The following is a 13,347-nucleotide window of genomic DNA, read 5'->3' as shown; positions in this document are numbered from 1 at the left end:
CTTGGGCGGCGAGCCGCTCCGCATTGCGGAGGACGAGTTCACCGGCACCACGCTCGACCTGCTCGAGCGCAGCTTCGGCGCCCGGCTGCCGCGCGGGGCGGGCTATGTCTACACCGTCGGCGGGCTGTTCGACGAAATCCTCTACGAGCGTGCAGGGCGCGCGGGCGGGACGGGTGAGCGGTGCGACACCGCGATGCTGTTCTTCCGGCTGCGGCCTGCCTTGGCGCGGCTCAACCCCGAGGTGCCGGTCACGCCCTCGACCCCGATGGCGGAGCTTGCGCGGATGCGGTCCAAACGGCTCGCCAAGCGGCTGGTGCGTGAGACCGGGCTCGCCATGCCCGATCCGCTGCCGGGCAAGCTCGGATGTGCCTCGTGGATCAGCGGCTTCATCCTCGCGCCCCTGGCGTGGTGGCTGATCGATGTGCGCGCCTTCGCCTTTGTCGCGGTTGCAAGCTTTGTGATGATGCTGTTCGACCGGGGCGGATACTGGGCCGAATGGAAGACGGTGTGGTCGCTGGTCGATGCCGTCGCGCGCAAGAACGTCGCCCGGCTCGACGCGATGGGCGCGGGCGGCAGCAACGAGGACCTGTGGCGGCGTTATGCCGAAATCCTCGCCCTGTCCGCCGCACCGCTGCCCAACGGCGCCCGGATGCTCGAGGCCCGCCGGATCCATCGCAACATGATTATCGAGCTGGTCTGAGGCAGTCGTCCGGCAACCGGAATTCCGGCGTTGCCACCCCGCGCCGCGGTTGGTAGGCCTCGCCGTATCGAAGGCTGGCGGGACGCACAATGACCAGAATTCACGGGATTTTTCTTGTCGGCGCGGCTGCGCTGAGCCTGGCTGCATGCGACGGCACCGGACGCAAATATCCGCCCGGATATACCGATGATGGCATCAAGTTCGACGAGAACGGGTGGCGCTACTTTTCCAGCGAGAAGAGCTTGGTGATAAGCTATTTTCCGACCACCGGCCGCGCGCAGGTCTCGTTCCACTGCGACTTGCCCGAAGACACCTCCGAGATAGCCCAAATGCTCAATCTCGACCGCCTCGAAATCACGACGGGCGAATTCGCGCCACTGCAGCAATGGCCGCAGCCCGATCTCGTGGTGGCGGTCGGCAAGGGAGAGGCGGCGGGGCAGGCGGTGCTCGATCCGTGGGAGAAGGGCAATCCCAACATGACGATCAAGGTCGAAGGCCGCAGTCGCAAGAAGATGTTGCAGGGCATCAAGCGCGGTCTCCCGATCAAGCTGTCCTTTGCCGACCAGACGCGCGACATCCCCGGCCCGCCCCAGTCGATGCGCGAAGCCTTTGCGCGCAAATGTCAGGGTGAGAGCTGATAGGGAAAGGCCCTGCAAGTTCCGCCTCGCGCGCGGGGCGCCGGCGGTCTAGGCACCGCTGAGCCACCCGATGCCGGAGATGAACGCGATCGCCGCTTCCGACCTTGCGCAAGTGATCTATTTCCACGGCCTGCCGGGATCGGCGGCGGAGCTTCATGGCTTCGGGCCGGAAATTGCCGCGCGTGCGGCGGGGTTTCATGTCGCGGTGCGCGGGGGTGATTTTGCGCGGCTTGCCGCCGGGATCGCGGCGCGATTTCCTGATGGGCCGCTGCGGCTCGTGGGCTTTTCGCTCGGTGCGGCGGCGGTCTTGCGGACCGCGCCGCTGCTGGGCGAGCGGGTGGCGGGGATCGACCTCGTCTCGCCCGCCGCGCCGCTCCAGCTGGGCGATTTTCTCGGGCACATGGCCGGTGCGCCGGTGTTCCGCGCGGCGCTGGCGGGGCGAGGGGCTTTCGCCGCGCTGACTTTCGTGCAGGCGCAGATCACGCGCGTCGCGCCCGCTCGGATGGCCGCCGCGCTGATGGCCAAGGCCAGGGGCGAGGACCGCGCGCTCGCCGCCGACCCGGGCTTCATAGCCGCGCTCGCGCAGTCCCTGCGGCACAGCCTGATCGACAGCCGCCCGGCCTATACCGCGGAAATCCGCGCCTATGTCGGCGACTGGCGCGCGGAGCTGCCGAGGGTGGATCAGCCGGTGCGCATCTGGCAGGGGAGCGAGGACGACTGGACCCCGCCCGCCATGGCCGAGGCGCTGGCGGCAGCGCTGCCGGACCGTCCTCAGGTGACGGTGTTCGACGGGCTCTCGCACTTCTCGACACTGCGGCACTATCTCGCCATGGAAGCGGCCGCATGACCGCGCCCAATCTCGCCATCGTCCTCGTCCAGCCCGAAATCCCCGGCAACACCGGTGCGGTCGGGCGGACCTGCGTGGCGCTCGATATGGAGCTGATCCTGATCCACCCGCTGGGCTTCGAGATCAGCGACAAGCGGGTGAAGCGCTCGGGCCTCGATTACTGGCCGCATGTGCGCCTGACCGAATATGCCAGCTGGGATGCCTTCCTCGAAGCGCGCACCCCGCGCGAGGACCAGTTGTTCCTGTTCGAGGAATTCGGCGCGCGCTCCTTCTACGAGCCGGAATACCCAGACGACGCCTTTCTGGTGTTCGGGCAGGAGACCAAGGGCATCCCCAAGGCGATCCTCGCGCGGCACGAAGGCCGGCTGTTCAAGCTGCCGATGCGTTCGGACGTGATCCGGTCATTGAACCTCGCCAACACCGTGTCGGCGGCGGCCTATCAGGCGCTCCGGGGAAAGCTCTAGCGCTTCGCCAAAAACCGGCTTGCGGCGCAAACCGCGCTCTGCCAGCTAATGCCCATTGTGCAACAGGGGCGCATCATCATGAAAAAGCTGCTTGCCGCAGCCCCCGTGCTGCTGGCGTTGATGCCGGTGGCCGCCGGGGCGCAGGCGATCAAGTCCGAGCCGGAGAAGAAGATCTTCACCGCCGCCGAGATCGAAGCCGTCGCCATGCCCGATCTGGCCTACACGCCCGATCCGGTCATCGCCGCGGACTTCGACAAGTACTTCTTCTTCCACCGCGAAGGCACCGATTTCAGCCAGGCCTATGCCGACATCATCGAGTGCGATTCCCTCGCCAGCGGGATCAACTTCTACATGGGCGCCGATAGTGCCGCGATCAGTTCGGCGATGAGCCAGTACGGCGTGCTCGCGGGCGGGATCGGCGGGGCGATCGGCGGGCTGATGGCCGACGCGATCTTCGGCAGCGCCGAGCGCCGCAAGATCAAGCGCATCAACCTGCGCAACTGCATGTTCTACAAGGGCTATGACCGCTACGGTCTGGAGAAGGACCTGTGGCAGAAGTTCCACTTCGAGGAAGGCCTCAGCCGCGAGAACGCCAAGGACCGCGAGGCTGCCCTGCTCAAGCAGGCGCGCGTCGCCTCCGGCCCGAAACCGCAATACGAGGTGCTCGAACCATGAAGCGCATAGCCACTATTGTTGCGGGGGCGCTGGCGCTTGCGTTCGCCGGCCCTGCCGCAGCCGAAAAGCTCAAGCCCGATGTCGCCGAATACAAGGCGATCGAGCTCAAGAACATCGTCGCGGGCAAGGCCAAGATCGATCCGGCCAAGGCCTATATCTTCATCCGCAGCCCGCAATACCGCGCCAACGGTATCTTCCTGAAGGCCCCCTCGCCCGAGGAAATCGCCAATTACGAAGCGAAGTGGCGCGAGGAGTTTGCCGAGGCGAAGGCGGACTATCCCGGCAAGCTGGCGCGCTACAACGCCGCCAAGGAGGCCGGCCGCCCGCCCAAGGACAAGCCGGTCGAGCCGACCGAGGAAAACTTCGCGATCGACCCGATCGAGATGCGCATGATCGTCGCTTTCGGGCCGCAATTCGTGTTCGACAAGACCGAAGCGCCCGAGAAGAGCTTCAGCTACCTGATCGAGGTCGAGCCGGGCGAATACACCTATTACGGCCCGATGTTCTATCTGCCCGGCACGCCGGTGGGGGGCACCTGCTATTGCATGGGTTCGGTGAAGTTCCCGGCCAAGGCGGGGCAGATCACCTCGCTGGGCGATTTCCTCAGCCAGGGCTGGGCGGACCGCAAGGCGCTGGAGGCCGCGACCGTGGTGCGCGAATTCCTGCCCGACCGTCCGGCCAAGGTCACCGACTGGAGCGTGCCGGAATCGCTCAAGGCCTATACCGTTGCCAAGGCCGAGCTGCGCGCGGCGGGCAAGCGCAACAACTTCCTCAACGCGCTGGTCGGGCGGATGCCGCCGGTGCCGGGCATCCTGGGCTATGACCGCGATGTGCCGGTCGACCTGATCGGGCTGGCGGAGGCAAAGGCCAAGGCCGCCGCAGCCGAGGCCGACGCCGAGGCAGCGGAGACCCCGCCTACTCCAGCCCCAGCGCCTTGAGGTTCATCGTCGCCGCGTTGTAGCTCGCTTCGGCCAGACGCCCGGCGAGCTGCGCGCGGATCGCGCCGATCTGGGCGTTGGCGGCGGTTTCCTCGCGCGCGTTGACGAGGAAGAATTCGCCCGCGCCGAGCCGGAAGCGGGTGCGCTCGGCAGCGACCATCTGGTTGGCTTGCTTGACCTCGGCATCGGCAAGGTTCGCCAGCTTGATCGCCGCGCCGAGGTTGGCGAGGATGTTGCTGACATCGGTGCTGATCTGGTCGGCGATGCGGCGCTGGCGCAGCTCGGTCTCGCGCAGCTCGGCCTCGGCGCGCTGGACCGCCCCTTGCGCGGTGCGGCGCTGCAAGGGCACCGAAAAGGTCAGGCCGACCACGGTGTCGGTGGAATCGAAGCCCGGGCCGCCGGGGCCGATCTGGCCGAAATCGCGCGACAGCTCGACGCTCGCATTGAGCGAGGGCTTGAGGTCGTTCTGCCGCAGCGCGACCTTGTTGGTGGCGCGTTCGAGCGCGATCTTGAAGGTCTGGAGTTCCGGGCGGGACTGGATCACCTCGCTCACCGGCGTCGCCACCAGCGCCTCGGGCGCGGTGACGGGCTTCATGCGTGCGAGGTCGGGCAGCATCTCGCGGGTCGGGATCACCATCTGCCCGTCCGCGCCGCGCAGGTAGTAGCCGAGCGAGTTCGACGCGGTCTGGAAATCGCGCCGCGCCTGTTCCAGCAGGGTACGGCGGCGCAGCAGGTTCTGCTCGTTTTCGGTCAGCGAGATGCGTGCGCGGGCGCCTTCACCGACTTCGCGGGCAAGGCCGACCTGCCGCGCCTCGGCGATCTCGAGCAGTTCCTCGAAGACGTGGATTTCCTGGCCCGCCGCGACCCAGCGCCAATAGGCGCGCAGCGCCTCGTGCTGGACGTTCAGCTGCACCAGCATCACGTCGAGCTTCGCCTGGCTCGCGGCAAGGCGCGTGTCCTCGATCGCGAAGCGGCGGCTGTCGATGTCGCGGTTGCGCAGCAGCGAGAACAGCGCGCCGACCTTCACCTCGCCGAGGTTGTTGGTGTAGTTGTAGTTCTCGTAAGTCGGGAAATCGCCGTTGGAGACGCGGTAGGAGCCGAACACTTCAGCGCCATAGGGCCGCAGCGGCTGGCGCGCCTCGACCTTACCGTAGCCGCCCGAATAGTAGCCGGTCAGGCGGTCATAATACTCGCCCTTGAGCATCAGGTCGAAGGCCCCGTCCGCGCCGAGCTGGTCGGCGCGCGCGGCGGCCTCGCGCTCGAAGGCCTCGAGGATCGAGGGGAAGGTCAGCGCGGACGAGCGCAGCACTTCCTCGGGCGTGAGCGGCCCGGTAGTGAGCGCCACCTCGATCGGATCGCCCACCGGCGCAATGTCCTGCGCCGCCGCAGGAAGCGGGACGAGGGCGGCGGCCAGGGCCAGACCCGGCAGCCACAAGGCAGGCCTGCGGATGCGCGTCACTTGGTCGTCCCGCTGCTCGTCTGCGCCGGCAGCTGCGGCGGGAAGTTGTTGAGCTGGCGCCAGATCTCGTAGCCCACCGGCACGGTCTCCAGCAGCACCCAGGCCTGCACCGCCGCGCCGAAGCGGACGTAGCGTTCCTCGGGCCAGCCATAGCCGTCGAGCTTTTCCTCGGCGATCAGCACGCGGAAGCGGCCGTCGATCTGGGCCGAACGGTCGACTGCGATCACCCGGCCGCCGAAGGTGCCGACCGCGACCGAGGGCCAGCCGGAGAACTGCACCGCGGGCCAGCCTTCGAACTGGATGCGGGTCTGGTCGCCCGGCTGCACCAGCGCGACATCGCGCCCGTCGATGAAGATCTCGATCACCCGCGCCGCGCCGTCGGGCACGAAGGTCGCGAGCACGTCGCCCGCCTTGATGAAGGTTGCCGCGTCGCCCGCGTTGAGGCTCTGGATGAAGCCGTCCCGCGGGGCGCGCACGATCTGCTCGGACTGGCGCGAGATGTTCACGTCGGCGCGGTTGAGATCGGCCTGCGAGGCGGCGACCTTGCCGCGCAGGTCCTCGACCTTGATCTGCGCCAGTTCGTAATCGCGCCGCGCGGCCAGCCCCGCCTCGAACAGCTCGCGCGAGCGGCGCACGTCGATCTCGGCGGTGGCGAGCGCGGACTGGGCGGCCTGCAACTGCAGCTCGATCTGGCGGCGTTCGGCCTGCAGGCGCTCGATCAGCTGGGGATCGATGTCGGAGATGCGGACGATCGGATCGCCCTTCTTCACCGAGCTGCCGTCGCGCACGTACCATTCCTCGATCCGGCCCGGCACCAGCGCGTTGATGTCCTGCTTGCGCTCGTTCGGACTGAGCGTCGTCACCACACCGCTGCCCGAGGTGGTCTGCACCCAGGGGACGTAGATGAGGAAGGCGACCGCAATGACGATCGCGGCGAGGATCATGTAGAATACCACCCGCATCACCTTCGGCGTCCGGATCGACGCGAGGGTGGTGAAGTGCTCCATATCTTCCTTGAGCGTAGCCATGATCAGGCCTCCCCTCCTTGCGCGACGGCGGCGCTGAATTCCTCGAAGCTGGCGAAGACGCGTTGCTGGTGGGCCTCGAGATAGAGGAAGCGGTCAAAGCCGAGGTCGATGCGGCGGTTGGAGAAGTAGATCACGGTCGTATAGGCGGAGTTGCGCAGTTCGGCGACGGCGCGTTCGATGGGTTCGGGATCGAGCAGGTCGAACAACCGGCTCAGCACCAGGATGCGCGGGCGTTCGAGCAGTGCGTTGGCGAGTTTCAGCTGCTGCAGCTCGACCGCCGAGAGCGGGTAGCCGGTCGAGGCGAGCGGGGTGTCGAGCCCCTTCTCCAGCGTCGCCACGGTGCCCGCGAGGCCCACGGTCTCGAGCGCGCCAAGCATCCGCTGGGGCGCGGTTTCGGGGCAGGACAGGGCGAGATATTCGCGGATCGTCATCTCGACGATGCTCGGCCGGTCGAGCACGTGGACGTTCTTGCGCAGGTGGTGCGCCTCGAGCGCCTTCATGTCGATCCCGCCTAGCGTCGCGATGCCCCCTTGCGGCAAGACGTGCATCTTGAGCAGGTTGGTGAACAGCCGCTGCACCCCGTGGTGGCTGGCGGCGGCCATGATGATCGAACCCGAGGGGATCGTGAGATCGAGCTGCGCGTCCTCGTTGCGGGCCTTGCCCTTGACGCCCTTCATCACGATCGTGTGGTCCGGCCCGTCGAAGGGATCAGCGCCCTTGGGCTGTTCCTGCTCGACATCGTAGAACTGCGAGATTTCCTCCACGGCCGCGAACAGGTCGTAGAAATAGCCGAGGTAGCTGCCGAGCTGCGAGACGCCGACGAAGGCGGCCGACAGCACCAGCTCGGCCGCGACCAGCTGGCCAAGGGTGAGCTCGTTCTGGATCACCAGCCAGCCGCCCAGACCCAGCAGCGCGGCGCTGGCGGCGGCATACATCAGCAGGAAGGCGATGGTCTGCGAGAACAGGTGGCGGAAGTGCCGCTTGCGGTCGTTGATGTAGGTGCGGGTGTAATCGTCGGTCTTGTCGAGCGCGTAGTCGATCCGGCGCTGCGACTTGAAGAAGCCGTTGGAGTGGCCGATCGTGTCGAGCCAGGCGGCGGTGGCGTGCTTGGAGTGGCTCACGTCCACCCCCGTGCGCAGCGCCCGCGTGCCCCAGATCAGCCACACCGCCCAGATCATCGCGATCATCACCAGCGTGAAGCCGAGGAAATAGGGGTGGTAGAGACTTACCAGCACGAAGCCCACGGCGATCTGGAGCAGGGTGGTGAAGCCGCCGATCATCAGGATCGGGATCGCGGTCTGGACATAGACCACGTCGAAATAGCGGTTGAACAGCGCGCCCTTCTTGGCGTCGTTGAAGAAGGGGTTCTGCGCGTAGACCGCGATCAGCGAGATTTCCGCCACCATGCGCGCGTGGAAGCGGCGGGCGAAGATCTCCATCAGGTGGACGCGCAGCGCATAGAGCAGCACCGAGAGCACCATCAGGCCGAACAGCGTGAGCGCCAGCACCACCAGCGGCGCGGTCATTGCGGTGTTGGCGATGGTGTTGATCAGCATCTGCACCGAGATCGGCGTCGCCAGCGAAAGGAGGCTGATGCCGATGCCGTAAACGGCCGCCAGCCAGTAGAAATTCGCTTCGGGCTTCAGGATGTCGAAGAAGATCCTGAAGAACTTCACCAGCGAGATCTTGGAGCCGTAACTTTGGCCTTCCCCTGCCATGTCAGCCTTTCCGTTGCGAAACCTGTAGCGACGCGATCCGATGTCCGGCCGACGGCTGCACCGCGCGCCGGGTTGCCTCTATTGCAACTGCAGCGCACCGCAAGCGATCAATGGTCCAGAACTCCGCAGGTTCCACCACGGAGAATATGTGCAAAATCGTGAAGATACAGGATCGTTATGAGTATGAGAGGTAATAAAGTATCCGAACCCCGTTAGCGTGCAAAGCTTGCGGGCGGATGAACCGCAGGCGAAGAAGCGGGAGTTATGCAAGGCGACGATGCGAATAGCGGGCGCGGGGAGCGTGCGGAGCTGCTGATGGTCGGCGGCGGACACGCGCATGTCGCGGTGCTCGCCGACTGGATCCGGCAGGGCGGGCCGCCCGGTGGGGTGCGCGCGGTGCTGCTCACGCCCGAGCGGCACCTGCGCTATTCGGGCATGGTGCCCGGCTGGATCGCGGGGCAGCACGGCCGGGATGAGGGGCTGGTCGATCTGGCCGCATTGGCCGCGCGGGCCGGGGCGGAGTGGGTCGCGGACCGCTGCGCCGCGCTCGATCCCGAAGCGCGGGTGGTGACCTGTGCAGGCGGAGGGCGGATCGCCTTCGGCATCGCCAGCTTCGATACGGGGGGCGAGGGGCGTGCCGCCGCGCTGCTGGGGAGCGACCCTTGCCTCCTCGACGTGCGGCCCATTGGCGCCTTTGTCGATCGCCTTGCCGCCATGCCCGCTCTTGCCCGCGTGGTCGTCGCCGGGGGCGGGGCCGGGGGCGTGGAGCTGGCCTTCGCCTTGCGCAACCGCGCAGGAACTGCCGCGCGCCCAGAGGTCACGCTGGTGACAGGGGCCGGAGGACTGCTCCCCGGCTTCGCGGATGGCGTGCGCGCCCGCGTCACCCGCGCACTCGCCCGGCAGGGGATCGCGGTGGTCGAAGGCGACGCGAGGTTCGAGGGCGGAACGCTGGTGGCGGGGGCGACCTCGCTCGAACCCGCCGACCTTGTCGTCGCCGCCACCGGCAGCGCTGCGCCTGCCTGGGTGCGGGCAAGCGGCCTTGCCGCCGACGAAGCGGGCTTCCTCCTAGTCGACGCGCACCAGCGATCCACCTCGCATCCGCACATCTTCGCCGCCGGGGACGTTGCCGCGCGGATCGACCGGGCGCTGGCCCATGCGGGTGTCCATGCCGTGTTCGCCGGGCCCGTGCTTGCCGCCAATCTGCGCAGCGCCCTTGCCGGAGAGTCGCCGCGAGCGACGTACCACCCGCGCCGCCACAGCCTCTACCTCCTAAATACCGGCGACGGGTCGGCGATCCTCAGCTATGGGCCGCTGAGTGCCGAGGGGCGCTGGGTGCTTGCGCTCAAGCATCGCATCGACAAAGCATGGATCGCGAAATACGCTGGCCTTGCGGCGGCGCTGTAACCATCCGGCAAGCCAGTGCGAAGCCGGCGCAAAGGGGTCCATTTTCTCGTGAAGAAGCTCGCCATCCTCGCCGTTCTGGCCGCGCTGGTCGCCGCCTATTTCACGCTCGGCCTCGGGCAATATCTCTCGCTGGAAGGGATCAAGGGCCTCTCGGCGCAGATCGCCACGTTCCAGCAGGAGAACGCGCTGGCGGTGATCGCGGGGTTCTTCCTCGTCTATGTCCTCGTCACCGGCGCGTCGCTGCCCGGTGCGGCGATCCTGACGCTGGCGGCCGGCGCGCTGTTCGGGGTGCTGTGGGGGACGGTGATCGTCTCCTTCGCCTCCACCATCGGCGCGACGATCGCCTTCCTGTCCTCGCGCTACGTGCTGCGCGATACGATCGAGGCACGCTTCGGCGAGCGGCTGAAGGCGATCAACGCCGGGCTCGAGCGCGACGGGGCGTTCTACCTGTTCAGCCTGCGGATGATCCCGGCTTTCCCGTTCTTCGTGGTCAACCTCGTGATGGGCCTCACCCGCATCCGGACGCTGACCTTCGTCTGGGTGAGCCAGCTCGGGATGTTGCTGGGAACGGCGGCCTATGTGAATGCGGGCACGCAGCTCGCGCGCATCGAGAGCACCAGCGGGCTGCTCTCGCCGGTGCTGATCGGCAGCTTCGTGGCGCTTGGCATCGTGCCCTGGATCGCCAAGGGCATCATCGGCGCGATCCAGCGGCGCAAGGTCTATGCCGGGTTCACCCGCCCCAAAAAGTTCGACCGCAATCTGGTGGTGATCGGCGCGGGCTCGGCGGGGCTGGTGTCCTCGCTGATCGCGGCGACGGTGAAGGCCAAGGTGACGCTGGTCGAGGCGCACGAGATGGGCGGCGATTGCCTCAACACCGGCTGCGTGCCCTCCAAGGCGATCATCAAGAGCGCCAAGGTCGCGAGCCAGATCCGCCATGCGGACAAGTACGGCCTCGCCGCGCAGGAGCCGCAGGTGCCGTTCAAGGCGGTGATGGCGCGGGTGCTCGAAACCATCAAGACCATCGAGCCGCATGACAGCGTCGAGCGCTACGAGGGTCTCGGGGTCGATGTGGTCAAGGGCTATGCGCGGATCATCGACCCGTGGACGGTCGAGATCGCGCGCAATGACGGCGGCACCCAGCGCCTCACCACCCGCAGCATCATCATTGCCAGCGGCGCCGAGCCGGTTGTGCCGGATATCCCGGGGATCGAGGACAGCGGCTATGTCACCAGCGAGACGCTGTGGACCACCTTCGCGCAGCTGGATGAAGCCCCGCGCCGGATCGCGGTGCTGGGCGGCGGGCCGATCGGGTGCGAGCTGTCGCAAGCCTTCGCGCGGCTCGGCAGCGAGGTCACCCAGATCGAGCGCGGCGCGCGGGTGCTGGCCCGCGAGGACGAGGATGTCTCCGCGCTTGCCCGAGCCGCGCTGGAAGAGTCCGGGGTGCGTCTGCTCACCGGCCACAAGGCTGTGCGCATCGAGGGCCGCACGCTGATCGCCGAGGCGGGCGGGACGGAAGTCGAAGTGCCTTTCGCCGCGCTGATCGTCGCCGTGGGCCGCAAGGCGCGGCTGACCGGCTTCGGGCTTGAGGACATCGGCGTCGATACCGCGAAAACCGTCGTCACCGACGAATTCCTTGCGACCAAGTTCCCCAACATCTTCGCGGCAGGCGACGTCGCGGGGCCCTACCAGTTCACCCACACCGCAAGCCATCAGGCGTGGTATGCCAGCGTCAACGCGCTGTTCGGCACCTTCCGCAAGTTCAAGGCCGATTACCGCGTGATCCCGGCGGTCACCTTCCTCGACCCCGAGGTCGCCCGCGTCGGTCTCAACGAGCGCGAGGCGGCGGAGCAGGGCATCGCGGTCGAGGTCACGCGCTACGACCTCGACGATCTCGACCGCGCGATTGCCGAGAGCGAGACGAAGGGCTTTGTGAAAGTGCTCACCCCCGCAGGCGGCAAGGACACGGTGCTGGGCGCGACCATCGTGGGTGCCCACGCGGGCGAGCTTCTCGCCGAATATGTGCTGGCGATGAAGCACGGCATCGGGCTCAACAAGATCCTCGGCACGATCCACGCCTATCCGACGATGGTGGAGGCCAACAAGTTCGCCGCCGGAAACTGGAAGAAGGCGCACAAGCCCGAAGGCCTGCTCAAGTGGGTCGAGCGCTACCACGATTGGCGGCGGGGCTGATCGGGGTGGAGCTGTTCGACCAGCTGCGCGGGATCATCGGCATCGCGGTGCTGATGGGGATCGCCTGGGCCATTTCCGAGAACCGCCGCGGCCATCCCGGCTGGCGCTGGGTCGCGGGCGCGCTCGCGATGCAGGGGCTGCTCGCGCTGCTGATCGTGCGGGTGCCCTTCGTGTGGGCGGCTGTCGGCCTCGTCAACAATGCGGTGAGCGCAGTCGAGGCGGCGACGCTCAAGGGCTCGGGCTACATGTTCGGCTATCTCGGCGGGGCGGAGCTGCCCTTCGTGCTGAAAGAAGGTGCGCAGCCGCCGCTGGTGATCGCCTTCCAGATCCTGCCGCTGGTGATCGTCTTCTCCGCGCTCTCGGCGCTGCTATGGCACTGGGGCGTGCTGCGCTGGATGGTCAACGGCCTGTCGCTGATGCTGCGCCGCTCGCTCGGCGTGAGCGGGGTCGTCGGCCTGTCCGGCGGGGCGAGCGTCTTCCTAGGCGTGGTCGAGGCGCCGCTGGTGACCCGTGCCTATTTCGCCCGCGTCTCGCGCAGCGAGCTGTTCCAGATCATGACCCTGACGATGGCGACCATCTCGGGCGCGATCCTGATCCTCTATGCGACGACGCTGAAGGCGGTGGTGCCCGATGCGACAGGCCACATGATCAGCGCCTCGCTGATCTCGCTCCCCGCCGCGCTACTGATCGCGCGGCTGATGGTGCCTCCGGGCGAGGGCGACACCGCCACCGAGGTCGAGAAGGAAGATCCGGGCCTGCGCTACGAGGGCAGCATCGATGCCATCGTCAAGGGCACGATGGACGGGATGCAGCTGTTCCTCGCGGTGATCGCGGTGATCATCACGGTCTTTGCGCTGGTGGCGCTGGTCGACGGGATGCTGGCCGCGCTGCCTTACGTGGAGGGCGCGCCGCTGACGCTCAAGCGGATGCTGGGCTGGGGGCTGGCGCCCTTCATGTGGCTGCTCGGCGTGCCCTGGGGCGAGGCGCAGGCGGCGGGCGGCCTGATGGGCACCAAGGCGGTGCTTAACGAGTATGTCGCCTATCTCGAACTCGCCGCGCTGCCTGTCGGCACCCTGGGGCCGCGGGCGAGCCTGATCGTCACCTATGCCCTGTGCGGCGTGGCGAACCTTGCGAGCGTGGGCCTGCTGGTCTCGACCATCGGCACGCTCTGCCCCGAACGCCGCGCCGAGGCAGCGGGGTTGGGGATGAAGAGCTGGATCAGTGGCAACCTCGCCAGCGCGATGACGGGGGCGTGGATCGGGCTGGTGACGTGGTGAGGGCGCGCC

The 13,347-nt window shown here is 67.5% G+C and carries 12 protein-coding genes; 9 read left to right on the top strand and 3 right to left on the bottom strand.

Annotation, left to right across the window (positions count from 1 at the left end; translation table 11 throughout):
• Nucleotide 1 precedes the first annotated feature (1 nt).
• The 6 genes from BZF57_RS08545 to BZF57_RS08520 all read left to right on the top strand — a co-directional run bounded on the left by BZF57_RS08545 (nt 2) and on the right by BZF57_RS08520 (nt 4,262).
• Complete coding sequence (locus BZF57_RS08545; RefSeq protein ID WP_086736741.1) at nt 2-700, top strand: hypothetical protein; 699 nt, start codon at nt 2-4, stop codon at nt 698-700.
• An 89-nt stretch (nt 701-789) separates the two neighbouring features.
• Nucleotides 790-1,338, top strand: a complete 549-nt coding sequence (locus BZF57_RS08540) for a hypothetical protein (RefSeq protein WP_086736739.1) — start codon at nt 790-792, stop codon at nt 1,336-1,338.
• Between the two features lie 70 nt (nt 1,339-1,408).
• Complete coding sequence (locus BZF57_RS08535; protein WP_086736737.1) at nt 1,409-2,185, top strand: alpha/beta fold hydrolase; 777 nt, start codon at nt 1,409-1,411, stop codon at nt 2,183-2,185.
• Nucleotides 2,182-2,649, top strand: coding sequence for a tRNA (cytidine(34)-2'-O)-methyltransferase (locus BZF57_RS08530; protein WP_086736735.1), 468 nt, complete (start codon nt 2,182-2,184; stop codon nt 2,647-2,649). Before BZF57_RS08535 ends, BZF57_RS08530 begins: the two co-directional genes overlap by 4 nt.
• A gap of 78 nt (nt 2,650-2,727) precedes the next feature.
• The gene (locus tag BZF57_RS08525; RefSeq protein ID WP_143738426.1) at nt 2,728-3,324 is read left to right on the top strand and encodes a hypothetical protein; all 597 of its coding nucleotides are present in this window, start codon (nt 2,728-2,730) and stop codon (nt 3,322-3,324) included.
• On the top strand, nt 3,321-4,262 hold the full coding sequence (locus BZF57_RS08520; protein WP_086736731.1) for a hypothetical protein: 942 nt from the start codon (nt 3,321-3,323) through the stop codon (nt 4,260-4,262). Before BZF57_RS08525 ends, BZF57_RS08520 begins: the two co-directional genes overlap by 4 nt.
• On the opposite strand, the gene BZF57_RS08515 is transcribed toward BZF57_RS08520, so the two are convergent.
• From BZF57_RS08515 to BZF57_RS08505, 3 genes are read right to left on the bottom strand one after another with little or no spacing between them, the layout of a single operon-like run.
• Nucleotides 4,240-5,721 (bottom strand): TolC family protein, encoded by a 1,482-nt coding sequence (locus tag BZF57_RS08515; RefSeq protein ID WP_086736729.1) that lies wholly within the window; start codon nt 5,719-5,721, stop codon nt 4,240-4,242. The genes BZF57_RS08520 and BZF57_RS08515 overlap by 23 nt on opposite strands.
• Nucleotides 5,718-6,749: an HlyD family secretion protein gene (locus tag BZF57_RS08510; RefSeq protein WP_169712942.1), complete on the bottom strand. Its 1,032-nt coding sequence runs from the start codon at nt 6,747-6,749 to the stop codon at nt 5,718-5,720. Before BZF57_RS08510 ends, BZF57_RS08515 begins: the two co-directional genes overlap by 4 nt.
• Nucleotides 6,750-6,751: 2 nt before the next feature.
• Nucleotides 6,752-8,467 carry an ABC transporter transmembrane domain-containing protein gene (locus tag BZF57_RS08505; protein WP_086736725.1) on the bottom strand — a complete coding sequence of 572 codons (1,716 nt, stop codon included), beginning with the start codon at nt 8,465-8,467 and terminating at the stop codon, nt 6,752-6,754.
• A gap of 264 nt (nt 8,468-8,731) precedes the next feature.
• Here BZF57_RS08505 and BZF57_RS08500 point away from each other — a divergent pair, with 264 nt between their 5' ends.
• From BZF57_RS08500 to BZF57_RS08490, 3 genes are read left to right on the top strand one after another with little or no spacing between them, the layout of a single operon-like run.
• Nucleotides 8,732-9,871 (top strand): FAD-dependent oxidoreductase, encoded by a 1,140-nt coding sequence (locus BZF57_RS08500; RefSeq protein WP_086736723.1) that lies wholly within the window; start codon nt 8,732-8,734, stop codon nt 9,869-9,871.
• A gap of 48 nt (nt 9,872-9,919) precedes the next feature.
• The gene (locus BZF57_RS08495; RefSeq protein ID WP_086736721.1) at nt 9,920-12,061 is read left to right on the top strand and encodes an FAD-dependent oxidoreductase; all 2,142 of its coding nucleotides are present in this window, start codon (nt 9,920-9,922) and stop codon (nt 12,059-12,061) included.
• Nucleotides 12,025-13,338: a NupC/NupG family nucleoside CNT transporter gene (locus BZF57_RS08490; protein WP_240505905.1), complete on the top strand. Its 1,314-nt coding sequence runs from the start codon at nt 12,025-12,027 to the stop codon at nt 13,336-13,338. Before BZF57_RS08495 ends, BZF57_RS08490 begins: the two co-directional genes overlap by 37 nt.
• Nucleotides 13,339-13,347 lie beyond the last annotated feature (9 nt).

It is taken from the genome of Erythrobacter colymbi (genome assembly GCF_002155685.1).
Lineage (GTDB): Bacteria > Pseudomonadota > Alphaproteobacteria > Sphingomonadales > Sphingomonadaceae > Erythrobacter > Erythrobacter colymbi.
Note: the sequence above shows the minus strand (reverse complement) of the source record. Positions and strands in the feature narration are given on the sequence as shown.